The organism is Lactobacillus acidophilus (assembly GCF_034298135.1).
GTDB lineage: Bacteria > Bacillota > Bacilli > Lactobacillales > Lactobacillaceae > Lactobacillus > Lactobacillus acidophilus.
The window spans coordinates 1,724,205-1,750,258 of sequence record NZ_CP139575.1; the positions used below are offsets into that span (position 1 = coordinate 1,724,205).

At 36.7% G+C, this 26,054-nt stretch carries 14 protein-coding genes, 2 tRNA genes, 3 rRNA genes and 3 pseudogenes; 10 read left to right on the forward strand and 12 right to left on the reverse strand.

The genetic code is table 11. The features are described from left to right. Positions 1-11 precede the first annotated feature (11 nt). Positions 12-728: a response regulator YycF gene (gene yycF, locus SO785_RS08315; RefSeq protein ID WP_003548578.1), complete on the reverse strand. Its 717-nt coding sequence runs from the start codon at positions 726-728 to the stop codon at positions 12-14. Positions 729-864: 136 nt separating this feature from the next. Between yycF and SO785_RS08320 the strand changes: the two genes are divergently transcribed. Then, positions 865-937: transfer RNA gene (locus tag SO785_RS08320), tRNA-Lys, on the forward strand. A 91-nt stretch (positions 938-1,028) separates the two neighbouring features. Here the strand turns inward: SO785_RS08320 and SO785_RS08325 are convergent. The 3 genes and pseudogenes from SO785_RS08325 to SO785_RS08340 all read right to left on the reverse strand — a co-directional run. Further along, positions 1,029-2,621, reverse strand: a complete 1,593-nt coding sequence (locus SO785_RS08325) for an ATP-binding cassette domain-containing protein (RefSeq protein ID WP_011254025.1) — start codon at positions 2,619-2,621, stop codon at positions 1,029-1,031. Position 2,622: 1 nt separating this feature from the next. Then, a complete protein-coding gene (locus SO785_RS08330; RefSeq protein ID WP_003548575.1) occupies positions 2,623-4,215 on the reverse strand; it encodes an ATP-binding cassette domain-containing protein in 1,593 nt (530 codons plus the stop codon). Positions 4,216-4,652: 437 nt separating this feature from the next. Beyond that, a pseudogene (locus tag SO785_RS08340) lies at positions 4,653-5,036 on the reverse strand (hypothetical protein); the annotation flags it as partial. Between the two features lie 203 nt (positions 5,037-5,239). Between SO785_RS08340 and SO785_RS08345 the strand changes: the two are divergent. The 7 genes from SO785_RS08345 (at position 5,240) to SO785_RS08375 (ending at position 11,418) form a co-directional block, all read left to right on the forward strand. Further along, on the forward strand, positions 5,240-5,998 hold the full coding sequence (locus SO785_RS08345) for a lysophospholipid acyltransferase family protein (protein ID WP_011254023.1): 759 nt from the start codon (positions 5,240-5,242) through the stop codon (positions 5,996-5,998). 643 nt (positions 5,999-6,641) lie between these two features. Further along, a complete protein-coding gene (locus SO785_RS08350; RefSeq protein WP_011254021.1) occupies positions 6,642-7,478 on the forward strand; it encodes a glycosyltransferase family 8 protein in 837 nt (278 codons plus the stop codon). A gap of 29 nt (positions 7,479-7,507) precedes the next feature. Then, positions 7,508-8,464, forward strand: coding sequence for a glycosyltransferase family 8 protein (locus SO785_RS08355; protein ID WP_003548569.1), 957 nt, complete (start codon positions 7,508-7,510; stop codon positions 8,462-8,464). Between the two features lie 12 nt (positions 8,465-8,476). Beyond that, entirely contained in the window at positions 8,477-9,424 is a 948-nt protein-coding gene (locus SO785_RS08360; protein ID WP_011254020.1) for a glycosyltransferase family 8 protein, read from the forward strand. Beyond that, positions 9,421-10,290: a lysophospholipid acyltransferase family protein gene (locus SO785_RS08365; protein ID WP_003548564.1), complete on the forward strand. Its 870-nt coding sequence runs from the start codon at positions 9,421-9,423 to the stop codon at positions 10,288-10,290. The genes SO785_RS08360 and SO785_RS08365 overlap by 4 nt, the downstream gene beginning before the upstream one ends. 95 nt (positions 10,291-10,385) lie before the next feature. Next, entirely contained in the window at positions 10,386-10,616 is a 231-nt protein-coding gene (locus tag SO785_RS08370; RefSeq protein WP_003548562.1) for a cytochrome b5 domain-containing protein, read from the forward strand. A gap of 160 nt (positions 10,617-10,776) precedes the next feature. Next, complete coding sequence (locus tag SO785_RS08375) at positions 10,777-11,418, forward strand: LysR family transcriptional regulator (protein WP_003548560.1); 642 nt, start codon at positions 10,777-10,779, stop codon at positions 11,416-11,418. Between the two features lie 29 nt (positions 11,419-11,447). Here the strand turns inward: SO785_RS08375 and SO785_RS08380 are convergent. Next, positions 11,448-13,297: pseudogene (locus SO785_RS08380) on the reverse strand (flavocytochrome c). Between the two features lie 135 nt (positions 13,298-13,432). On the opposite strand from SO785_RS08380, the pseudogene SO785_RS08385 reads away from it, so the two are divergent. After that, a pseudogene (locus tag SO785_RS08385) lies at positions 13,433-14,351 on the forward strand (LysR substrate-binding domain-containing protein); the annotation flags it as partial. Between the two features lie 43 nt (positions 14,352-14,394). Here the strand turns inward: SO785_RS08385 and SO785_RS08390 are convergent. The 5 genes from SO785_RS08390 to SO785_RS08410 form a co-directional block, all read right to left on the reverse strand. Beyond that, positions 14,395-14,467 (reverse strand) — tRNA-Asn (locus tag SO785_RS08390). 13 nt (positions 14,468-14,480) lie between these two features. Then, positions 14,481-14,597: ribosomal RNA gene (gene rrf, locus SO785_RS08395) — 5S ribosomal RNA — on the reverse strand. Between the two features lie 69 nt (positions 14,598-14,666). After that, positions 14,667-17,572: ribosomal RNA gene (locus tag SO785_RS08400) — 23S ribosomal RNA — on the reverse strand. 204 nt (positions 17,573-17,776) lie between these two features. After that, a 16S ribosomal RNA gene (locus SO785_RS08405) occupies positions 17,777-19,340 on the reverse strand. Together the 16S, 23S and 5S rRNA genes with 1 tRNA gene alongside form the textbook arrangement of a ribosomal RNA operon. Positions 19,341-19,919: 579 nt before the next feature. After that, a complete protein-coding gene (locus SO785_RS08410) occupies positions 19,920-20,333 on the reverse strand; it encodes a peptide deformylase (RefSeq protein ID WP_011254019.1) in 414 nt (137 codons plus the stop codon). 298 nt (positions 20,334-20,631) lie between these two features. Between SO785_RS08410 and SO785_RS08415 the strand changes: the two genes are divergently transcribed. After that, positions 20,632-21,645, forward strand: a complete 1,014-nt coding sequence (locus tag SO785_RS08415) for a serine hydrolase domain-containing protein (RefSeq protein ID WP_025079807.1) — start codon at positions 20,632-20,634, stop codon at positions 21,643-21,645. Between the two features lie 28 nt (positions 21,646-21,673). On the opposite strand, the gene SO785_RS08420 is transcribed toward SO785_RS08415, so the two are convergent. Then, positions 21,674-24,508, reverse strand: coding sequence for a DUF3427 domain-containing protein (locus SO785_RS08420; protein ID WP_011254017.1), 2,835 nt, complete (start codon positions 24,506-24,508; stop codon positions 21,674-21,676). A gap of 60 nt (positions 24,509-24,568) precedes the next feature. Then, the gene (locus tag SO785_RS08425; protein ID WP_003549250.1) at positions 24,569-26,011 is read right to left on the reverse strand and encodes an amino acid permease; all 1,443 of its coding nucleotides are present in this window, start codon (positions 26,009-26,011) and stop codon (positions 24,569-24,571) included. Between the last annotated feature and the right edge of the window lie 43 nt (positions 26,012-26,054).

Genomic DNA, 26,054 nt, shown 5'->3' on the forward strand with positions numbered 1-26,054 from the left:
GGCTTTCTTTATTATCCTTCACTTGGCTGTTTTACATAGTAGCCGACACCACGACGAGTAACCAAAATTTGAGGTTGAATTGGGTTATCCTCAATCTTTTCTCTCAAACGGTGAACAGTTACATCAACAGTACGTACATCACCAAAGTAGTCATAACCCCAAACAGTTTGTAATAAATGTTCACGTGTCATAACTTGGCCCATATGTTGAGCTAAATAGTAAAGAAGTTCAAATTCACGATGTGTAAGTTCAATCTTCTTACCATTCTTTTCTACAATATAGGCATCAGGCATGATAACCAAATTACCGATCTTAATATTCTTATCGGGTTCTTCTTGATTTGCAGCTTCTGCTTTTTTAACAATATCGCGGCGACGTAAGTTAGCCTTAACCCGAGCAACTAATTCACGGTTAGAAAATGGTTTAGTTACGTAATCATCCGCACCCATTTCGAGTCCTAAAACTTTATCGATTTCAGTATCTTTTGCAGTTACCATAATAATTGGCATATCATGCGTTTGACGGACTTCACGAGCAACCTCTAGTCCATCCTTTTTTGGCAACATTAAATCCAAGATCATTAGATCTGGGTCGTATTCGTCAACTTTTTTAACAGCTTCTTCGCCATCATAGGCAGTGTCGACGTCAAAGCCTTCCTTAGTTAAATTAAATTTGATAATATCGGAAATAGGCTTTTCATCGTCGACGACGAGAATTTTTTTTGGCATCGAGAATGCCTCCTTTGCTCTTACATTATACTGAATTTTGTAACATTAGCCAAAAAAATCAAAGAAAATTTTAAAAAAGTCTTGCATTTTTATTTGATTAATTGCATAATAATATCTGTTGATTGATTCAATACATGGGTGGCTAGCTCAGCTGGCAGAGCAACGGACTCTTAATCCGTGGGTCCAGGGTTCGATCCCCTGGCCACCCATAATATGAAAATGGCACTGCGAGGAGTCGGTGCTTTTTTTGTGCTTAAAATTTGATATGCAAAAAGCTACTTCATTGAGAAGTAGCTTTTTCTATTTACCTCTTGTGTTATATAGTTCAATTTTTCGATCAAACAGGCTACACATCTTTTCATTAAAGTTGTGAGCAATAAATATGATTGTATCTTTACTTTGCACAAGATTTTGTAAGATATCTAAAGTCCCTTTTTTATCGACAGCACTTGTCCCTTCATCAATTAGGATTATCTTACAATCATGAATTTTTACCCTAGCAAGTACTATCTTTTGTCGTTGTCCACCTGAAATATTTAGTTTATCCAAATTCAATTCTGTATCGATACCACTTTTAAATTTTTTGATATCACTATCCAAATCAACATCCTTTAAAATAGCAGTTATATTATTGTTCAATTTATCATTAAACATCGTAATATTTTGCTTTATAGTACCTGGAAACAGATTTGGATCCTGCGGAATATAACCAATCTTTGACATATCTGGTTTAATACTATGATTATTTTTATCCTTAAACTCGACTTTACCTTGACTTGGCCTAATTATCCCCAATAGTAATTTAAACAACGTAGTTTTACCTGAGCCGGAATCACCAGTTACTAGTATTTTTTCGCCTTGTTTAACGGTAATATCTGGATATTGCAAAGTTTCGCCATTAGGGAAAGCTAAAGCCAAGTTTTTAGTTTGAATTAAAAACGGAACTTCTGTATTTGAGTTATCCAACATTGCAATCTCAGCAGCATCTCGACTAATATCCATCATTAAAGGTTTAGCTGATCGCATCATCGTTAGTCCTTCAATAGTTTCTTGCATCCCAAATGCGACATTATTAGCAAAATTTTGAACTGACAAAATAGCACCAAAAATAACTAGTTTTTGCTCTACTAGAAGACCTGTTACGCCTAATAAAATAATTGTCGAAAGCAATGCACCAATTCCGTTTAAAATACTTAATATTTGCTGCATAGTAATTTGCTTCACATTTGCTTTTTCCAATTCATGTGAAGCATTACTTTGGACCTTCAACAATTTATTACCAGCTAGATATCTTTTTAGTTCACTTAAACCAGAGAACCATTGGCTTATTACATTCAGATAATCCTTATTTCTATCTGAAACATTAATTGTTGCCTGTTCCAGCTTTTTATCAATTAATTTAGGCAAGAAATATGAAATAGCATCAATTATTAAGCTCAAAATAAAAATTAACCAATGAATTGTTAGCAAAGCAATTAAAGAAGCTATTAGCATTGACCCATAGAAAGGCACAATCACATACCATTCAAAAAAATTATTTTTTACAATCAAAAAATCATTGGTTAACCTATTTTGAAACGCAGAAACTTTATGAAATTTGCCATCTTTAAAATAATGATCAGCTATTTGATCACGAAGCTGTTTAAAATATTCTTCTTCTTGCACATTATTCAAATATTGCACAAAATAAATCATAGATTGGGCAAAGAACCAACAAAGTATCATTAAACCGGTAGTAATTCCCACTTCTAGCCATGCCTTATTCTTAATGTACGTTAACCAATACATTTGAATATAACCAGCCAAAATCCCACTTACTCCAGACAAAATAGATAAAAAAGTGATGAAGAAGAAACGCAATCTATTTGTCGTAACGAAACCCTTAAAAGACATACTAGTTTACCTCCATCTTTCTCAAATCAATTTTGTAATCAAACATTGCAATCATCTCTTGAGAAAGATTATGTGCAATCATAATAATCGTTCGATCTGATTTAAGAATTTCCTTTAATATTTCTTTAGTAGCCTTACTGTCGATCGCACTAGTACCTTCATCGATTAATAATAAATCACTGTTATGAATATCAGCTCTAGCTAAAACTATCTTTTGCTTTTGCCCACCCGATATGTTTCCATGATCTAAATCAACCATTGTTTTTACTCCAGCTGGAAACTTTTTGATATCTTTATCTAATTTAACCTTTTTAATTGCTTCTGTAACTTTTCCAGTTAATTTTGTATCAAACATCGTAATATTATTTTCAATAGTATCAGGAAATAATGTATTATCTTGTGCAATATAGCCAATGCGCTCTAAATCTGGCATAAAAGATTGGCCCTGCTCATTCTTATAAATAATCTGACCTCTTTTGGGTTTAATTTGACCTAATAAAACTTTAAATAGCGTTGTTTTGCCTACACCACTATCACCACTAAGCAGTACTTTTTCGCCTTTATTAATTTGAATATGAGGATAAGAAATATTTTCTCCATTCTTAAATGAAACTTGTAGATCTGATACTTCAATATGAGCAATATTTTGAGCAGAATTGTCTGGAACTGTAAATTCTACTGGTTGTTGCAATTTACTAATTTCTTGTCTTAGCTTTTTGGAAGATTTAATCTGGTTAATACTATCTGCCAAATAAGTAACTGAATTCATGATCTGATTAGCAAAGATTCCAGAAGTAATTACCGCACCAAAGACGATTTGACCTGTTGCATACAAGTATATTGAAAGAAAAAGCAATAATGCTATTCCTAAAAGAGAAACAAATGAAGTTGCAGCTGTTGCCCAATTACCCCAATAACAATCTTTGATAGTAGCATTTTTTAATTCAGAAGTAGAATTTTGAATAGCTTTTTTATAGCTTTTTAAACTCGCGTATCGCCTTAATTCACTTAAACCTTGAGCCCATTTTCCAATTGTATTAAGTAATTGTTCATTCTTCTTAGTAACTTCAAAGGTAGCTGAGGAAGTAACTTTTTCAAATATTTTGGGTAGATATAAACCAATAAAAGATAACAATAATGTTAAAACTACTAAACTCCAATTGAATGTAAATAATACTCCAATAGAGAATAGGATTGTTAATATTCTCCTGCCTAGAACTAATAAAGGAGTAGTGTACTTAGAAGTCAGCTCCTGCATATTTGTATCTAAATCATTTTGAATTTCTGCGACTTTTTCTTCGCTCTTATGAAAAAAATATCTACTAATATTATTTCTAATATTGTGAATATAGTCCTGAACTTGTTGATTATAGAGAACCATATTAATAGATTGCAAAATTGTATCTAGTAATTGCAAAGCAGCTGAGAAAATAATAAAAATTAAAAATATATTTAATTTATTCTGCTTAATATAATTAAAAGCTGGCGTCATAAAATAAGTTACACTGGTAGCACATAAAATTTCAATTGCTACTAAAAGGCAAATAGCGATAAATCTAAGCTTGTTAGTTTTAAATAGATCTTTTAAGTTCATTTAATTGCTCACTTGATTTTAAATATCATTTAATTTTTTATTAATAGTATCATAGTAAAACTAAAAATAAAACTGTCTACTTAATATCATTGTGCTGGAAATAAATTAAACAAGAAGTTAATTCAGCTAATTGCAACTTGATGCAGCTTTTCATTAGATTGCTTGTAACGATACGCAATCTTTCTAGCCGTTTATTCTTAAAGTGAACATGACTCAAGACTTACAACACTAATAACCCAAAACGCTAGAGCTATTAGTTCAACGTAATCATGAATATCCATGATTTTTTTTAAAGGGGGTTCTACTTACTAACTAAAAAACTAAGTAAAAATCCTCAGCTGATTATTAATCAACTGAGGAATAAAAGCTTTATGCATTCTACTGTCTACTTGACAGGAAACGTATCACAACGGACAGGATTTTATTATTTATAAGTTTTACTTTTTCGCAGCAGCTTCTGCTTCAGCGGCTGTATTTGATGGGGTTAATTTCAAACCTACGTCAATGGCTTTGACATCGTTAGCTTTTACATAAGCATTATGACCCACCTCAATCCTGCTCTTACGAGCAGTTGGTGTTGTGCTTGCGTAAAAACTCGTACCTACCAAGTGATAGAATAATTCAGCCTTATTTTCACTTGGTACCCAAATATAAACCAACTTGTCTACCTTTAACCAGCCTTTTTGTCTGCTTATCTTTTGACCATTATGATCTTGAATGGTTCCATCTGCATTGTAAACATCTGTATCCTTAGGGAAAGTGATGTACGCAGAAGTGATCCTATTATAGTCATGTACTGGCAATTGTTTTGCAGCTTGAACAGTAGCAGGTGCAACGCTTAAAAGAAGTCCCGCAATAACAGCGGAAGAAAACAACAATTTTTTGCTAAGTTTCATACTCAATTATCCCTTTATTCAATGAATTCAGGAATATTATTGCACAAAAATTTTTGCCTGATGCATCAATTTTTCGCTTAATATTTTTCATGATAAGATTAATTCATAACTATCTTGAAGGAATAAGAATGAAACGAATTTATTATTATCATCAAACTACCGACGACGTAGTCGATAGCCACAACCAAAATTTCAGTTTACCAGATGACTACGTAATTTTACCAACTTCTCACGGCGCTAAAATCTGGTCCACTATTGCTCGGTACCTTGCGGCTAGCTTTGGCTGGATCATCTTCCGTTTTTTTGACAATGTTAAGGTAATCGGCAAAGAAAAACTAAAGCAAGTCAATGACGGCTATTTCATCTATGGCAATCACACCAGACCAATGGGCGATGTTTTTACATCCCTCACCATTTTTCCAATTAAGAACTTTTATGCCATAGCTAACCAAGCTAACTGGGGCATTCCCTTCATTGGTAAATACCTAGTGCGCTACGGCGGTCTTCCCGTTGGCAAGGACATGAAGCAATCGATCAAACTGATCAAGGCCATTCAAACCGTAATTAAGGATAAAAAGGGCGAAGTTTTGATCTATCCTGAAGCACACGTTTGGCCATATTACACGAAGATTCGCCCATTTGACGCAACCAGTATGCACTTTCCTGTTAAACTCAATGCACCAAGTTTCGTCATGACCAAAACCTATCATAAAAGACGCTTTATCAAGCGTCCTCGCGCTGTTATTTACATTGACGGACCATTTTACCCGGATCAAACTTTAAACCGTAAAGAAGCGCAAAATAAGCTTCACGATGAGATCTGGGAAACAATGAATGAGCGAGCTAAACTTAGCGACTATGAATATTGTCAATATATAAAGAAATAAGGTTAAGAGAACTACACCTCTTAACCTTTTTTACTCTTCAAAATTAAAAATCACATAGTCAACCATGGTATCATATAGAATAAATATAATAATAAAAAAGTGATAATAGCTAACTAGGAGGAATTTAACTGTTAATAAAATATAGATAAACGTAGAAAAAAATGGAAAAGCAGTTTCACTTAGAAAGTTAAACATGGAAAATGAAGCTGATTAAAACTCAAGTAGTTAAGCTAAAAAGTTAATAAAACAATGCACAATCATCTTGATGCTTTATGCGACCTGCTGGAATAAAGCCTTAAAAACTCGGCAGTTAATGTATGAAGCTCAATACACTAAATAAAAAAGATAATCCAAGTCTTAATGATCAAGATAAAAATGCAGTACTAAATCTTTTAGCTTTGGCAAAATAAATGGGGCTGGCTAGGTCCTTAAACTGTAAGAGCCACGCTCACTGCAAAACTTGTTTTGCTAGTGATGCAGGACATTGAAGAGCTAGTCAATGTGATTACTCTTATATTGGAATATCAAAATACTAGTGAAGACGACAGTAAATGAAAACAAAGAAAGGAAAAAATATATCTTTCTGATATGTAGAAAATTCGTCTTCTTCTACATATTTCCATGTTTTATATAGCAAGGAAAAATGAATATACTTTTTTGTGGTGATGCAAACGCTGAAGATGGCGTTTTAATCACTACTCTTTCCTTATTAAAAAATTCAGGTGCTAAAGATTTGCATCTGTATATTTTAACCATGGAAGCTCATAGTGATGAGCGCAAGTATCAACCATTTTCTAAACATGCTGCAGACTACATTCGCTCTTTATTGATTGAAGCTAACCCTAAAAACACATTAGAGTTAATCGATTGTACTGATTTATTCTTAAAAGAGCCACCAACTGCCAACATGAATACGCGTTTTACGCCTTATGCCATGTTGCGGCTTTTTGCGGATGAATTGCCCCAGATTCCCGACCGCATCCTTTATTTAGATGATGACATTGCCATTCGCGGCGATATTACTGCTTTTTACAAGCAAAATATCAAAGGCATCGAACTCGTCGGTGTGCTCGACTACTGGGGCAGATTTTTCTTTCACAATATTAAAACTAAGCGCGTTTTTGACTACCTAAATTCTGGCGTTTTGCTTTTAAACATGAAAAAAATTAAGCAAACTGGTCTTTTTGCTAAAGTACGTCATATGATGCAAACCAAGAAGATGTTCTTGCCAGACCAATCAGCCATCAACAAATTGGCTGTTGCTAAACGTGTTGTGCCACGCCGATACAATGAACAATATAAATTACAAAAAGATACTAAAATTCAGCACTTTACTACCAGTTTTCGCTTCTGGCCCTACTTCCATACGCAAACCGTTAAACCTTGGGATGTAGCCCGCGTACACAGCGTACTTCATTTACATGAATACGACGACTTGCTCAATGAGTATCTTAAAATACGCGATAATCTAAAGAAATAACAATAATTAATATTTTAGGAGGAACTATTTTGAAAACTATTCCTGTTTTTTACACTATCAGTGACAACTACACACCATATGCTTCCGTTTCAATTCAATCATTAATTAATCATGCCGATAAAAATAAGGACTACACTATCACCCTTTTAGTCCAAGATATTAGCCCTGAACACAAAAAGAGTCTAGAAGACATGTCTACAGACAATATCCATGTTAATGTGTTTCATATCGATGATGAGATGGTTAAACCAATTCATAATACTAAGGAAAATTACTTACGTGCACAATTCTTCACCATGTCTATTTTTTACCGTTTATTCATCCCTGAATTATTCCCACAATATGACAAGGCTGTTTATTTAGATGCCGACACCATTATTTGCGCAGATATTGCAGAATTATATGATACTGAAATTGGCAATAATATGTTTGCTAGTTGTCCTGATTTATCTATTCGTTATATGCCACTTTTACAAAAATACATCAAGGAATGTCAAGGCATTTTGCCCGCAGAAAAGTACATCAACAACGGTGTCATCTTATTTAATATGAAAGCTTTCCGCGACAAACATTTTGTCGACAAATTCTATTACCTCATGGACAAGTATCATTTCGATAACGTTGACCCAGATCAAGCTTATATGAACGAAATTTGTGAAGATAAGATTTACCACCTACCAAAAGAATGGGACGCTATGCCTAACGAAAGCATCCCTGAAATCGAAAATCCTAAGATTGTGCACTACAATCTTTTCTTCAAACCATGGCACTTTGAAGACGTACAATATGCCCACTACTTCTGGGATGTTGCCAAAACTACACCTTACTACGATGAGTTAAAGAAACAATTAGCCGACTTTACCGATGAAGATCGTAAAAAGGCTCGTGCCGATCTTGAATGGATGGCCAAGAAAGTTGACATGATTGTCGATGAACCTAACACATGGGCCAAAGTTAAGAAACACGAATCCGTTAAAATTGACTAAGAAAGGAAAATTATGACAGTACCAGTTTTTTACAGCATTAGCGATGACTTTACAAAGTATGCTGCTGTTTCATTACATTCCCTGGTTAAATATACAAATCCTGATACAGATTACACTGTATATTTTCTAAATCAAGATTTATCAGATGAACACAAGAAAGATTTAAGTGCTCTCGGTAGTAAAAATGTTCACGTAGAATTTTTTCATATTGATGATGAATTAGTTAAACCAATTCAAAACCGTAAAGAAAATTTCTTACGTGCTGATTTTTTCACTATGTCTATCTTTTATCGCTTATTTATTCCAGAATTATTCCCACAATACGATAAGGCAATTTATATTGATAGCGATACTGTCGTTAATGATGATATAGCCAAGCTCTATAACACAGAATTAGGCAATAATTTATTCGGGGCTTGTACTGATTCTTCAATTCAGTTTGTCCCTAAGATGATTAAATACATCAAGGACGTTTTGTCACTTGATCCTAAGAAATATATCAACTCAGGAATGCTAGTAATGAATGCTAAAGCCTTTCGTGATAAAAAATTCATTTATCATTTCATGAATTTACTTGAAAAGTATCACTTTGATTGTATTGCACCTGATCAAGATTATTTAAACGAGATGGGCGAAGGCAGCATTTTGCACCTTAACCCACGTTGGGACGCTATGCCTAATGAAAATACCGAACCTATCTCCAATCCTGGATTAATTCACTACAATCTTTTCTTTAAACCATGGCATTTTAAGGGCGTACAATACGAAGATTATTTCTGGGAAAATGCTAAAGAAACTAAGTTTTATGATGAATTAAAAGCTGAACTTGAGAATTATACTGATCAAGAGCGCGAAGCTGATCGCCAAAAGCTTGATCATATGCTTTTAAAAGAAGATAAAACAGAACAAGACCCTAACAATTGGGCCCGAGTTAAAGAACGTGAGGCAGTAAAATTATGATCTTTGGAGATAATCGCGAAGAAGTAATTAAGAATATCAAAGAAGCCGCTAATGACCGAGACTTCACGGCAAAAGTTGAAATCGGTGATCCACAATTATCCCTTGACGAAAGACTAAAACTGGTCGATGAATATTGGGAAAATCGTAAAACTTTTTCTAGCAAATTAAATAATCGTGTTGGCCACGTAATTTTTGATACTCTTGCTAAAACTTTAGCTGGTTCAATCGAATTTAAAGGACTAGAAAATTTAAGTAATTTACCTATTGGCGGGGCAGTTATAACTTCAAATCATTTTAATCAAATTGATTCCTTACCAATTAAATTATTAGCTGACAAAATGCAACATCAACTTTCAATCGTAATTGAAGATACCAATTTAAAATTACCTGGATTTTTCCGTTATTTGATGAATTATGTTGGAACAATTCCTTTAGTCCAAAGTCCCAGCTACATAGCTAATATTTTTCCTAAACACTTAAGTAATGCATTAGCTAAAAACAACTGGGTTCTGATTTATCCAGAACAAGAAATGTGGTGGAACTATCGTAAACCACGTAAACTGCAACGTGGTGCCTATTACTTTGCCGCTAAACAAAATGTACCGATCATTTCTGTTTTTGTCGAAATACGGGATCTACCTAAAATCGAAAAAAAGGATCCTAACTTCTATGAAACTAAATATATAGTACATGTCCTGCCACCAATTTTTCCCGATGTATCACTTAGCGCTAATGAAAACGCACATAAGATGATGGAACAAGATTATGCTCAAAAAGTTGCTGCTTATGAAAAAGTTTATGGTAAAAAACTAAATTATGACTTCCTAGATTGGGATATTGCAGGTTGGCGAGGTCATCTTTCGTAAGAAAAACATAAGAGAAGCTCAAATTATATCTTCTTAAGTGACAACATGTTACTATTAAGTTAAGACAATTTTATATAGAAAGGAGCTTCTTCATTATGAAACAATTTACAAAAGAAACTCTGTCAAATTATGATGGTAAAAACGGCCGACCTGCTTATATTGCAGTTAATGGTATCGTTTATGACGTAACCAACAATGCTCATTGGGTTAACGGTGAACACCACGGTATAAGAGCCGGAAAAGATGTAAGCTTTGACTTAACTAATACATCTCCTCATGGAGAAAAAGTCTTAGTTAATGCTAATCAAGTTGGTGTATACAACTAAAAATATTTTTTTAATTTTGATCAAAAATGAATCCCTAAAAAACGTAGACATTCATATGTCTACGTTTTTGCTTTCATCCAAAGTTATTCCATTGTTTACACCAATAACAAATAATATAATAATAGTTGAATATGTTTCTTATCGTTCTGGGATGTAAAAAATGAATTTAAATCAATTTTACTATTTTAATGAATTAGCCAAGCAACATCAATTTTCCAAGGCAGCTAAACACCTTAACATCTCACAGCCTAGCCTATCGAATTCCATCAAATCATTAGAAAAAGAACTAGACTGTAACTTAATTGAACGAAAAAATGGACGAATAGAACTAACAAAATATGGTCAAATTTTTCTTGAAACATCTGAATCTGTAATTTCAGTCTTTGAAAAAATTAAACGTGATATTAAAAAAGCTAAAAGAGGTGAAAATAATACCATAGAAATAGGTTGTATTCCTACTGCAACAAATACTTTTTTACCACAGGTTCTTTCCTTATTTAATAAACAAAATTCAAAATCGATTCATTATATCTATCATCCAAATATTTCAGATTATATTTGTCTTGAAGTATACAATGGTAATTATGATATCGGTATTTGCGAGAGTGTCGATAAATATAAAAATGACTTAACTTTCTATTCTTTATATACTGAAGACACTACCGTAACTACAAAAAAAGGATCCCTTTTGGCTTCAAAAACTAAATTTTCTAAAAATACACGTACAATTTATCTAGTTTATAATCCTAAGCTCGTACTATCAAAACCCGTTTTAAATTTAATAGATTTTATTACAAAATAAAGGCCTAATTTTTATCAGACCTTTTTATTTTATTCAACTTCTTCAGATATAGTATTTGCGGCAACTCTACCAAAAGTAAAGATATCAGCTAATGAATTACCACCTAGACGATTACCAGCATGGATACCGCCCGCTACTTCACCTGCAGCATAAAGTCCCTTAATAACTTTATCGTCTTTATCGATTACATGTGCCTTAGTATCAATCTTCAGTCCACCCATTGTATGGTGGATAGCGGGTTTACGTGGAGTAGCATAGAATGGTGCTACTTCACACTTAAGATTAAACGCACTTTTGCCGAATTCTAGATCTTTACCTTTATCTACATAGGAATTGTATTTTCTAATCGTTTCTTCCAGCAATTCTGGCTTCATGCCAATTTGTTTAGCTAACTCGGCTAATGTGTTTGCTCTATACAGCGTTCCTGCCTTCACCTGAGCATCAATTGACTCTTGGGTGGTATTATATGCCGTTGCCTTTATTTTGTCGTCAGCAATCAAATAAAACAATCCACCGTTGGCAATAGCAGCTTTAGCTAAAGTATCACGCTCTGCAAATTCATTTACAAAACGTTTTCCGTCTTTATTAACCATAATATAATTTTCTGGCGGGGTCTGTAATCCAGTAAATAATTCGCCAGTCTTTGGATCAGACACTGGCATCAACTGAATAAATCCCATTCCAATTAGATCAGCGTTTGCTTCTTCACCTAAACCAATTCCATCACCTGTAATTGCTGGTGAATTAGTTGTCGGCATATCATCGTCAATATGCTTCCAATATGTATTGTATTTTTGCACCATCTTCATATTAGCTCCAAATCCGCCTGAAGCCAATACTACCGCTTTAGCATACACTATTACTTTAGAACCATCATTTTTTTCTGCTTCAATACCGACAATCTTGTTATCTTTCATTAACAAATGCTTTGCGCGTGTCTCAGTTAAAATTGTCGCACCATGCGCATTAATCCAATCGCCCAAAACATGAATATAGGCATATCCCATAGGTTCAACAGGCTTATGTCCCCTACGCCAAAGTGCTCCAACAGGCATAGTTACTTGACTATCATCAAATTTTACCCCTAAGTCTTTAAGCCATTTAACTGAATCAAGTGCATTATCCACTAATTCTTTAACTAAGGGATAACTACCATGAATTTCATTACCATTTAAATCTGTTCTCTTACCACCAACATAAGTTTGAATTTCGTGAAGCAATTTGGAATCAAATAAGTAATCAGTCCCCGACTCAACGTATTCTTTAATTTGCTTTTGTAATTCTTGAAAATCTTCACGATATTCTGGATCTATATTTTCAACTGGTGTAGAAGCTAAATTTTCAAGATCTTCCTTTTCTCCTGCTAAAGCTTTAAACTTTTTTTGTCATTCTGGTTCTGCGGCATTCATAGGACCACCAGCACGGCTAGTATTACCACCCATTTGAGGGAATTTTTCAAGTATAACTACCTTATGTCCTAATTGAATACTACGAGCTACAGCGGCCAATCCTGCGCCCGCAGCACCAATGACTACTACATCAGTATCATATTTTTTGTCTTTTTTAGCAGTACTTTACGAGGTTTAGCTCGCCTTTTCCATTCTTCAGAGTTCCCACCAGCTTCATTAATAGTTTGAGCTACGCCATCAATAACACCATGACTAGAAATTGTCGCACCACTGACAGCATCAATATTTAAGGTCTGATTATCAACTATTAATTTAGGTAAACGATTAAATACTTCATCTGCAACACCACGTGTTTCACCACTTGCATCAACATTAATATCTTCAATTTTATCTTTTGATAGAGTGACCTCCATCGGCATATAGCTGGAACCATGTCCTTGCGCTTTTACAGAATATTTGCTAGGTTTCATTTTCTATTCTTCCTTTCTTGTCTTTACTGGAAGGGCTTTCTATTTAATTTTAATAACGATTAGCTATCAGGCAAAATAGTAGTATAGCTAATAAGTTATAATACTTTTATTATGGAGCTGGTTAACAGGCTGATTATGAACGATCCTGAAGCATTATTACATTATATAGATGTTTTTATTAAAAGAAAGCAATTTTACCAAAGCTGCACGTGAATTATATATATCACAACCTTAATTTAACCCAATTAATTAAGCGGATAGAGAAAAAATTAGGTGCTGAAATTATTAACCGCAATCATATTCCATTTTCTCTAACAGAAGCTGGAATAATTTATTACAAATACTTGGAAAATATTTCATATAACGATCACCAATTAGAACTTAAGCTTTTGCCTTTCACCCATCCTAATAAAGAAATAATTAAATTAGGTACACTGGAAAGCCTAGGAACTTTTATTCTTCCTCAACTTTTACCGCTATTCTTAAAACAAAATCCTAACATAGAAATTCAATTATATGAAAATTCACCTCGTGAAAATGAAACTAACCTAATTAATGGAAATATCGATTGTTATATCGGCCAAACCCCTGAAAATTCTTCTAAGGTAAATTATTTCATTAACTCCGGTTAAGAATATTACATCGTAATTCCCAAAAATTCTAAGTATTATAAACCTAACAATTTAAATTAAAATTCAAAGATCTTAATTTAAAAGAAGTTTTACAAGCTCCAATGGTCCTAAGTTCATCTGAATCAGCTATACGTCATCAAGTAAATGGTTTATTTCAAAAATTTTATATTAAATCAAATATAGTTTTAGAAAGTAAAAGTATTATTACGGCAACGGAACTTGCTCTTAAAGGACTTGGGCTAACTATCACATCAGCTAGCATCTTAAAACGAATAAAACAGTCTCCTATAAATTTATTACCAATAGACAAAAGTTTAATTTATATTGATTTCTTCATTGCAACTAAATCAAAAGGAAATGTTTCACCATCTATAATTGAACTAATCAAGGAATTCCAACAAATCGATTTTAATTCAACAATAGAACCAAAAAAAGGAGAAGGGCATTGCCTTCTCCTCTGCTTTACTCCGGCTGTCAGACTCGAACTGACGACATCTTGATTAACAGTCAAGCGCTCTACCAACTGAGCTAAGCCGGAATATTAAAAAAGAGCACGGCAGCTTCCTATCCTCGCAGGCAGTTGCCCACCAACTACTTTCGGCGTTAAGAAGCTTAACTTCTGTGTTCGGCATGGGAACAGGTGTATCCTTCTTGCTTTCGCCACCGTACTCTTTTGAGCTACTACGCTCAAAACTAAACATAATCTCTCGCAAAAAACCTTACAGTTTGCTTCGCTTTTGGTCAAGTCCTCGACTGATTAGTACTGGTCCGCTCCATTCTTCACAGAACTTCCACTCCCAGCCTATCTACCTCATCGTCTTTGAGGTGTCTTACTGCTATTGCAAAGGAAATCTCATCTTGAGGGGGGCTTCGCACTTAGATGCTTTCAGCGCTTATCCCTTCCGCACATAGCTACCCAGCGATGCTCCTGGCGGAACAACTGGTACACCAGCGGTGCGTCCATCCCGGTCCTCTCGTACTAAGGACAGCTCCTCTCAAATTTCCTACGCCCACGACGGATAGGGACCGAACTGTCTCACGACGTTCTGAACCCAGCTCGCGTGCCGCTTTAATGGGCGAACAGCCCAACCCTTGGGACCGACTTCAGCCCCAGGATGCGACGAGCCGACATCGAGGTGCCAAACCTCCCCGTCGATGTGAACTCTTGGGGGAGATAAGCCTGTTATCCCCAGGGTAGCTTTTATCCGTTGAGTGATGGCCCTTCCATACGGTACCACCAGATCACTAAGTCCGACTTTCGTCCCTGCTCGAGCTGTTTCTCTCGCAGTCAAGCTCCCTTATACCTTTACACTCTGCGAATGATTTCCAACCATTCTGAGGGAACCTTTGAGCGCCTCCGTTACACTTTAGGAGGCGACCGCCCCAGTCAAACTGCCCACCTGACACTGTCCCTGACCTGGCTTACAGGTCGAGGTTAGAGCATCCTTCAAACAAGGGTAGTATCCCAACATTGCCTCCAGCAAAACTAGCGTCCTGCCTTCCTTGGCTCCTACCTATCCTGTACATGTTTAAAAGATACTCAATATCAAGCTACAGTGAAGCTCCATGGGGTCTTTCCGTCCTGTCGCGGGTAACCCGCATCTTCACGGGTATTATAATTTCACCGAGTCTCTCGTTGAGACAGTGCCCAAATCATTACACCTTTCGTGCAGGTCGGAACTTACCCGACAAGGAATTTCGCTACCTTAGGACCGTTATAGTTACGGCCGCCGTTTACTGGGGCTTCAATTCGAACCTTCGCTTTCGCTAAGCTCTCCTCTTAACCTTCCAGCACCGGGCAGGTGTCAGCCTCTATACGTCATCTTACGATTTTGCAGAGACCTGTGTTTTTGATAAACAGTTGTTTGGGCCTATTCACTGCGGCTAACCACTCTCGTGGCCAGCACCCCTTCTTCCGAAGTTACGGGGTCATTTTGCCGAGTTCCTTAACGAGAGTTCTCTCGCTCACCTTAGTGTTCTCCACTCGACTACCTGTGTCGGTTTGCGGTACGGGTGTGTCCTCTCTGGCTAGAAGCTTTTCTTGGCAGTGTGATTACATCACCTTCGCTACTATTACTTCGCTACTCATCACAACTCGTGTTGCTGGTTAGAAGCATTTGACTCTTAACCGCACTTGTTGCTTGAACATCGATCCAGCTCGATGCGTGTTTCACCTCCTGCGTCCCTCCATCGCTCATAACGATTAAACACAGTACAGGAATTTCTACCTGTTATCCATCGACTACGCCTCTCGGCCTTGCCTTAGGTCCCGACTTACCCTGGGCGGACGAGCCTGCCCCAGGAAACCTTAGTCTTTCGGCGGACAGGATTCTCACCTGTCTTTCGCTACTCATACCGGCATTCTCACTTCTAAGCGCTCCAATTATCCTCTCGGTTAACCTTCGCCGCACTTAGAACGCTCTCCTACCACGCATCTTTCGATGCATCCACAGTTTCGGTACTATGCTTAGCCCCGGTAAATTTTCGGCGCAGCGCCACTCGACTAGTGAGCTATTACGCACTCTTTGAATGATGGCTGCTTCTGAGCCAACGTCCTAGTTGTCTACGCAACTCCACATCCTTTTCCACTTAGCATAGATTTGGGGACCTTAACTGGTGATCTGGGCTGTTTCCCTTTCGACTACGGATCTTATCACTCGCAGTCTGACTCCCGTGTATGGATATATGGAATTCGCAGTTTATCTGGATTCAGTAACCCCTGACGGGCCCCTAGTCCAAACAGAGCTCTACCTCCATTATCCTCTCCACGAGGCTAGCCCTAAAGCTATTTCGGAGAGAACCAGCTATCTCCAAGTTCGTTTGGAATTTCACCGCTACCCACAGCTCATCCCCGCAATTTTTAACTTACGTGGGTTCGGCCCTCCAGTGCGTTTTACCACACCTTCAGCCTGGCCATGGGTAGGTCACTTGGTTTCGGGTCTACGTCACCTAACTCTTCGCCCTATTCAGACTCGCTTTCGCTCCGGCTCCGTCTTTTCTGACTTAACCTCGCTAGATAACGTAACTCGCCGGTTCATTCTACAAAAGGCACGCCATCGCACTTTAATGTGCTTTGACTACTTGTAGACACACGGTTTCAGGTTCTCTTTCACTCCCCTTCCGGGGTTCTTTTCACCTTTCCCTCACGGTACTGGTTCACTATCGGTCACTAACTAGTATTTAGCCTTGCGAGATGGTCCTCGCGGCTTCAACCGGGATTCCTCGTGTCCCGGCCTACTCAGGATTCTGCTAGGCGCGCTCGCAATTTCGCTTACGGGGCTCTCACCCTCTCTGGCTTACCTTCCCAGATAATTCAACTATCGCTTACGCTACCACTTTGCAGTCCTACAACCCCAAATGATAAATCACTTGGTTTGGGCTCTTTCCTCTTCGCTCGCCGCTACTAAGGAAATCGATTTTTCTTTCTCTTCCTGCAGCTACTTAGATGTTTCAGTTCACTGCGTCTTCCTTTGATTGACTATCTATTCATCAACCAATAATGCATCGCTGCATTGGGTTCCCCCATTCGGACATCTCCGGATCACTGCGTACTTACCGCTCCCCGAAGCTTTTCGTAGTTCGTCACGTCCTTCATCGGCTGTTAGTGCCTAGGCATTCACCGTGCGCCCTTTTCTACTTGACCTTACCCAAGAATTCTCTTCTCGGTCGCTCTACAATCTGTTCTCTTTGATTGTCTCGGTTTTTTGCTTGGATTATATTCAGTTTTCAATGTACTAACTCTTTTGAGGTACTACCCTCAAAACTAAACAAAGTTTCTTAGTGTGCTTCCGCTTGCTCTGGATACTTCTCTTAGTATTTCTACTCTCCATATCCTTCGCTTCCTTAGAAAGGAGGTGATCCAGCCGCAGGTTCTCCTACGGCTACCTTGTTACGACTTCACCCCAGTCATCTGCCCTGCCTTAGACGGCTCCTTCCCGAAGGTTAGGCCACCGGCTTTGGGCATTGCAGACTCCCATGGTGTGACGGGCGGTGTGTACAAGGCCCGGGAACGTATTCACCGCGGCGTGCTGATCCGCGATTACTAGCGATTCCAGCTTCGTGCAGTCGAGTTGCAGACTGCAGTCCGAACTGAGAACAGCTTTAAGAGATTCGCTTGCCTTCGCAGGCTTGCTCCTCGTTGTACTGTCCATTGTAGCACGTGTGTAGCCCAGGTCATAAGGGGCATGATGACTTGACGTCATCCCCACCTTCCTCCGGTTTGTCACCGGCAGTCTCATTAGAGTGCCCAACTTAATGCTGGCAACTAATGACAAGGGTTGCGCTCGTTGCGGGACTTAACCCAACATCTCACGACACGAGCTGACGACAGCCATGCACCACCTGTCTTAGTGTCCCCGAAGGGAACTCCGTATCTCTACGGATTGCACTAGATGTCAAGACCTGGTAAGGTTCTTCGCGTTGCTTCGAATTAAACCACATGCTCCACCGCTTGTGCGGGCCCCCGTCAATTCCTTTGAGTTTCAACCTTGCGGTCGTACTCCCCAGGCGGAGTGCTTAATGCGTTAGCTGCAGCACTGAGAGGCGGAAACCTCCCAACACTTAGCACTCATCGTTTACGGCATGGACTACCAGGGTATCTAATCCTGTTCGCTACCCATGCTTTCGAGCCTCAGCGTCAGTTGCAGACCAGAGAGCCGCCTTCGCCACTGGTGTTCTTCCATATATCTACGCATTCCACCGCTACACATGGAGTTCCACTCTCCTCTTCTGCACTCAAGAAAAACAGTTTCCGATGCAGTTCCTCGGTTAAGCCGAGGGCTTTCACATCAGACTTATTCTTCCGCCTGCGCTCGCTTTACGCCCAATAAATCCGGACAACGCTTGCCACCTACGTATTACCGCGGCTGCTGGCACGTAGTTAGCCGTGACTTTCTGGTTGATTACCGTCAAATAAAGGCCAGTTACTACCTCTATCCTTCTTCACCAACAACAGAGCTTTACGATCCGAAAACCTTCTTCACTCACGCGGCGTTGCTCCATCAGACTTTCGTCCATTGTGGAAGATTCCCTACTGCTGCCTCCCGTAGGAGTTTGGGCCGTGTCTCAGTCCCAATGTGGCCGATCAGTCTCTCAACTCGGCTATGCATCATTGCCTTGGTAGGCCGTTACCCTACCAACTAGCTAATGCACCGCGGGGCCATCCCATAGCGACAGCTTACGCCGCCTTTTATAAGCTGATCATGCGATCTGCTTTCTTATCCGGTATTAGCACCTGTTTCCAAGTGGTATCCCAGACTATGGGGCAGGTTCCCCACGTGTTACTCACCCATCCGCCGCTCGCGTTCCCAACGTCATCACCGAAGTGAATCTGTTGGTTCAGCTCGCTCGACTTGCATGTATTAGGCACGCCGCCAGCGTTCGTCCTGAGCCAGGATCAAACTCTCGTTTTTAAAAAGTTTGAATGATTGCTCATTCGATTATTTAAGATCTTTGTCTCAAATTTATTGCTTGCGAATTGACTTCGCTTCTTGTTTGGGTTTTTACACCCGCACACTTTTAGCGAAACTTTGTTCAGTTTTCAAAGTACTACCTCTGTCCGGTTAAACCAGACAGCTTTTATATTTTATCAAACCCTCAAGCTCTTGTCAAGAACTTTTTCGAATTTGTTTTTTGTCGCTTTCGCTTTCGCTTGACGACATTTAAATATGTTACCAGCTTTTCTTTCGCTTTGCAAGTACTTTTTTTATTTTTTCTTTGCTTGGCTTTTTATTCTGCTGTCTTCGTCTCTTCTCTCGAAGCGACTTTATTAATTTACCTTATTTTCTTCCTTTTGGCAAATCTTTGTTTTCGTTCGCTTCATTTATGAAACGCTTGGTTTAGTTGTAATTGTTTCTTCTCCTCTCTTCTCTTTTTGTTAACTATATTCTTTACATTCTGTTCTTTCTGCTTTTTACTCGTTCGTGATTTGCCCCTTTTTTGCCTTTTTTTGCCTAGATTTTTTTTGTAAAAATTTGCTTTTTTTATTCTTTTTAGATTATTTTTCCATCACAATGATCTATTTCATGTTGAATCGTTTCAGCAACAAAGCCTGAAAACTCTTGCGTTTCATACTCTAGATTTATATTTTGATATTTCACTGTAATATGCTCATATCTTTTTACTGGTCGTTCACCATTTAAAGATAAACATCCTTCAGTTGCTAAATACTCATTACCTTTTTGGATAATTTTTGGATTAAACATCACCATAGGCATTCCTACTATATAAAACGCAATAATTCTTTTAGCTTCTCCAATCATATTGGCTGCTAAACCTGCTGCTTTATTTCTATTTGCTAATAACGTATCACGTAAATCAACTGCCACTTGCATATCTTTTGCGTTTGCCAAAGTAGATTTTTGCATTAAAAAAAGTTGATCATGAATTATATTTTTTACTGCCATTATTTTTCCACATTTCTAAATAGTTTTTTTCATAATTATACTAAATCAAAAATTAATCTCGACAAAATTACTGATGAAACAAATAATAAATAATATTTTGAAACTGGAATTTAATAATAAATTTACGCTTGTACATAGTAAATACGCTAAAATGAGAGATAGACATATTTAATGGGAGGCCCAAGTCTTGAAGAAATTACTTATCAAACTTGCAGCTGCTAGTCTTTTATCAGCAACAGTACCAACAATGATTGCTCCAACCGCAACGGTTCATGCAAGTTCATATTCCAGAACTGAGATGCGTAATTTTGTACGTAATGTTTTTGCACAAAATAATAGTCGCGGTAGCGCGGTAATTATTAAGGATGGTCAACCGCAACAAATTAGTTACGGTTGGGCCTGGTATGGTAAAAAGATCGGCAATGGTAATGAACGCGTAGTTTATCCTACAGGTTCTTTACAAAAAGTTATTACTGCCGCAATTATTATTCAATTAATGAATGAAAATTTGCATACTAACCAACGCTTTTCACAATATACAAAAATTTCGCGTTGGTATCCTAATCTAAAAAATGCCGATAATATTACCTTAGGTCAACTGATGACACACACTTCAGGTATCAATGCAGTTAACACTGAAATTGATCGTAATATTAATTATTCAGAAGACGATGCAATCAACTGGGCAATTGATAATGTGAACAACACTAGCACAGGCACCCCAGGAACATACTTTTACAATAATACGAACTACATTTTGCTTGCAGGAATTATCAAAAAAATTAGTGGCCAATCCTATGAAGAGAATTTTAACAATCGAATTGTTAACAAACTTGGTTTAGCCAATACATTCCTTTATCAAAACATCCCTAGCTGGAAGACAGATCCAATTTCTTATATATGGAACAATGGCAAAAACTATCAAGAACCTGAATATGTTTCAAGATCATTAGCCTCTCAACTACCGGGTGCGGGGAACATGTTCACCACACCAATTGATTATTACAAAATTCAGCTTGGTTTAACTAATGGAAGTATTTTAAGTCGAGAGGACTTTAGGTATCTTACTCATTTAAAAAATAGAGTAAATGATTACTCTGGTGGTCTATATCTTGATAATAATGACACTATTAAATCTGCTTATGGAAATTTAACAAATACTCACTTTGGTGCATGGATTCAAATGACGGCTGATAACCGCAATGGGTTAATCATGTTTTTAAACCAAACATCAGGCGATGAAAATGCCCAAAAGCAAATGGGATATCAAATTTTAAATCATATTAAGCCATATACATTCCTTAGTAGATAAAAAAGAAGCCTTAAGGCTTCTTTTTTTATTATTCAAATAACAATTCATGCATTGAATTATCTAAAGGATGCTTTAGAAGTAAATTCATCCCTACCGCCGGCTTTTTCTTAACACCTAAAAGCTCTTCTTTAACTGAATCAGCCTGAATTGTAGCTTCTCCTAAATAGAAGAACTGCTTTCCGTCGGCATCGCTTCTTTTCACAAATAAATGTAAATGCATGTCTTTAGTATGCAATAACTTCTTTACCTCTTCTGAATCTAAATGTCGTGGTACTCTAGTATACCAACGCAAGCTACGTCCATCTTCTAGGGTATTATGATATAGTGCATTTCGTTTTTCATGATCATCTTTACGATAAGTAATAAAAATTGGAGTATCTTTTTCACCTACACGATAGCCATACATTGGTGCAGAAACATCTTTAGCCCAATTAAGTAAACGACAGGCATCTTTTCTATCATATTGTTGGTACAACGTAAATTGACTTTGGTTATTGTACTGCCGATTTAGTTCAAGACCGACATCTATTACATCCTTAAAAAGCTGTTTAAACATTGAATTTTTATTCAATGCATTCCTTAATTCATCATTCAATTTATAATCAAATAAATTACTATGCTCAATTAATGGCCTATCACCATATTGAGCTTTTTTAGTAGTTTTTCCCTGCTTTACATCAAAAAATGATAAATCTAAAATATCGTCTACTGAACTTAACACTTCATCGTTAACATAGATTTTTTTATGTTGCAGCTTAGCAAGATAATCTTCTTGCTTAACAAAGTTTTGCTTCAACAGCATTTTTAACAAAACTAATTCATGTGCTCTTTTACCATTAAGTAGTTCTTTAGTGACAAAACTTAATACTTCATCTTCATATTTATTAAGCTCAATTGGTTCGCCCATTTTTTCTAAAAAGGTTGCATAACTACTTAGTCCGTGGTTATTTGCAAAAACTTCCGGAGCAACTGTCCCATATTGATAGAAATCTAACAAAAACGGAATTCGACCTAATTTATTTTTTAATTCTTGATAACTACTTCGTAACTCACGCATACTATCCAATTTGATCTGATCAAGTGAAGCTAAAATTCTATCAGAAGCTATCTTACTAAAGTTAATTGTAGAAACATCAATAAAATTAGGTAATCTCGTCTCTCTTTTGACCTTATCTTTATCACGAGAATTGTCTTGATTCAACGCAATTGGAATTAAGTAATTATTTTTATAATTTCCAATAAAATCAAGAATTGTCACAAATTCTTTACCTGGATATTTTCTAAGGCCGCGCCCTAATTGCTGAATAAATACGATAGCAGATTGAGTATTGCGCAACATAATAATTTGATTCAATGAGGGAATATCTATACCTTCATTAAACAAATCAACAGCAATAATATATTCGATATCTCCGTCTGCTAATTGGCTTACAACTTCAATCCGTTTTTTGTCACTATCCTTATTAGTCAATGCCACAGCAGGATGACCTTTTTCAGAAAAAAGATTTGCTAATTCATGCGCTTCTTCTTGTCTACTGCAAAATACTAAACCTTTAGCCTTATCTCCGCAGTAGCCATAATAATCCATTTCCTTTAAAACATAATTTACACGTTCTTTAGATGCTAAATAACGTAAATTTGTTGTTTCATCGATTATTTGATTATTGCTTTCATAGTCTTGCACACCCACATAATGAAAAGGAGCCAACATCTTTTCTTCTAATGCATCCCTCAACCGAATCTCATATGCCAAATTATAGTCAAAAATTTGATACACATTTTGCTCATCCATTCTTTCAGGCGTCGCTGTCATCCCTAATAAGAATTTAGGTTGAAAATAATTTATAATTTTCTGATAACTAGGAGCGGCAGTTCTATGTGCCTCATCAATTAAAATGTAATCAAATTCGTTTCTAACTAGATCATCAAGCACATTATCTTGGCTTAATGTTTGAATTGTAGCAAATAAATATCTTTTATCAGTATCATGGTGATTACCGCTTAATATGCCATAATCTGACTTTGCTCCACCAATTACTTTGTAAAAACTATCAAGAGTTTTTTTAGCTATTTGCTGACGATGCACTATATATAAAAATTTTTTAGGCTTAAAGTCTTTTACAGCAAAAGCACCTAAATAAGTCTTACCCGTTCCAGTAGCCGAAACTACTAAAGCCCGCTTAGCTCCTTCATTTACTAATGAATTTAAATTTTTTAAAGCAGCTTTCTGCATTTGATTCGGCTCAATTTTTGCATTTGAAACGATTTTTTTAGTATTACTTACAGGTTTAATCCAATTTTTCTTGTATTCAGCTAGCCATTCATCAGTAAGAACAAAACTATTCTTTTCTAATTCAGCAAGTTTTTGTGCCATTTGTCTAGTTAGATCAGCCTGAGTTTTTGAACTAATCTTCAGAGCCCATTCATAATTGGTAAGAAGCGCTGCTCGGGTAAAGTTGGCACTACCAATTACCACTGTTTGATAATCTTTATGTTCAAACAAATATCCCTTGGCATGAAAGCCACTTTCTGTTGCGACTTTTATTTCTAAGTTAGGAATTTTCTTTAATTCTTCAAAAACTTTTGGATTATTAAAATTTAAATAGCTTCCTGTAATTATTGTTCCACTGACATTTTTTTGCGCTAAATCAGCAAGTACAACTTTCAAAGGAACAAGCATATCTTGAGTTATAAACGCTACTGCCCACGTAAATCCTGTACAACTATATAATTCGTTTCTCAAAATTGACCAAATTTTTTCATCATGATTATTACTTAAAATACTTGGACCTAATGTTTCACTACCAGGATAGGATGAATCATACAAACCATTTAAGATCGCATCTTGCATTGCATCTGCCATATTTTGTCACCTCAAAACAATTCTACTAAAAAAGCATTCGCTTTTTATAAACGAACGCTTTTATTGATTTTGCCATTTTGCATGCCAGCGATAAAGAATCAACGGTAATACTGAAACAATTGCACACATACCAACTAATGTCCAAATATAAATATGACGTAACCGGATCGGGGTTCCTTGTGCAGGAACAAAGGTTACAAAGAATGCCACAATAGTAATAACTAGTGCTACTGCAGCAATTGCAATACTTAAATTGGGATTTTTGGTCATGTAATACATACGGTGATAATCTTCATGTTTTCTCTTCAAAACAATGTAAGAAATCAACATTATCATATAAACCATTAAATACTGTGCTGTAGTGGCAGCTAAAGATACATTAAATGCAAAATCGGCATCAGCACCACTAGTAAAGGTAATTAATAATGCAGAAATAGTTACAATACTTGATTGTAAAATCATAATTCTGATTGGTACACCATGCTTAGTAGTTTTGGCAAAAAATTTAGGCATGTAACCATCTTTAGCAGCTTCATACATCCCTTGGTTAGGACCAGCAATCCAGTTACCCAATTCACCGATAATTCCGCATGCTAGCATTATCCCAACAATTTTTTGTAAAACATCTCCTGGTAATCCAATTGAAGTAAGTAACTTACCATAAGTGTAAACAAAACCAGTACTATTTTGAATTTGATCTTTAGGAACTGTCATTCCAATTGCCATACTACCTAAAAGATCAAAACAAATAGCTGTAATTGCTAAAGCAAGCATAACTTTTGAATATGACTTAGGATGATCCAAATTTTTAACATGTGGAGCAGATGCTTCACCACCACAAAAAGCCAACATGAAAGGAACAAATGCAACTAGTGTAGTGCCATTTAATTGATGTGGGATAACCGTATTCCAATTAATTGTCATATGTAAGGGATGCCCTTGTAACACATAAACAAAAAACGAAATAATCAAAAGGATTACAGGTGTCGAAATTCCAAGAATGAAGAGCCATTCAGCGATTCTACCTATCTTTTTAATACCAATTATCTGAATTGCCGTAGCACCCCATAAAATAATCATCATCAAAATGAAACGCATCAGCGGTGTAGTATTAAACCAAGGCGTATTAAAAGTGATTGAAAGAGCACCAATAATCACATACATCATGGTATCCATCCCAACTGTAATATGGATCCATTGATAAAACATAGCAGTCCATCCAGTCTTATCGCCCAGTGAACCTTTTACCCAAGTAAAAATACCGCCTTTTTCCCAACCGTTAATTGAAGCCATTTCACCAGCCATTTGAGTGATGGGAATAAACCAGGCAATTCCAGCAATTAGCAAATAAAATAGTGCAGTAGCACCAGTCTTGCCAAACGGTGCTAGTTCATCAACGGAAATAACCATTGAACTAGTCATCGCAAACAGCTTAAATGCCGTTAACCGATTGTACTTAAGATCTTGCTCTAAAGCCCAATCTTCTGTTTTCTCGTCATTCAAGAAAATTCAACCCCTATTTTTTAAAATGTCAAAAACATTATAC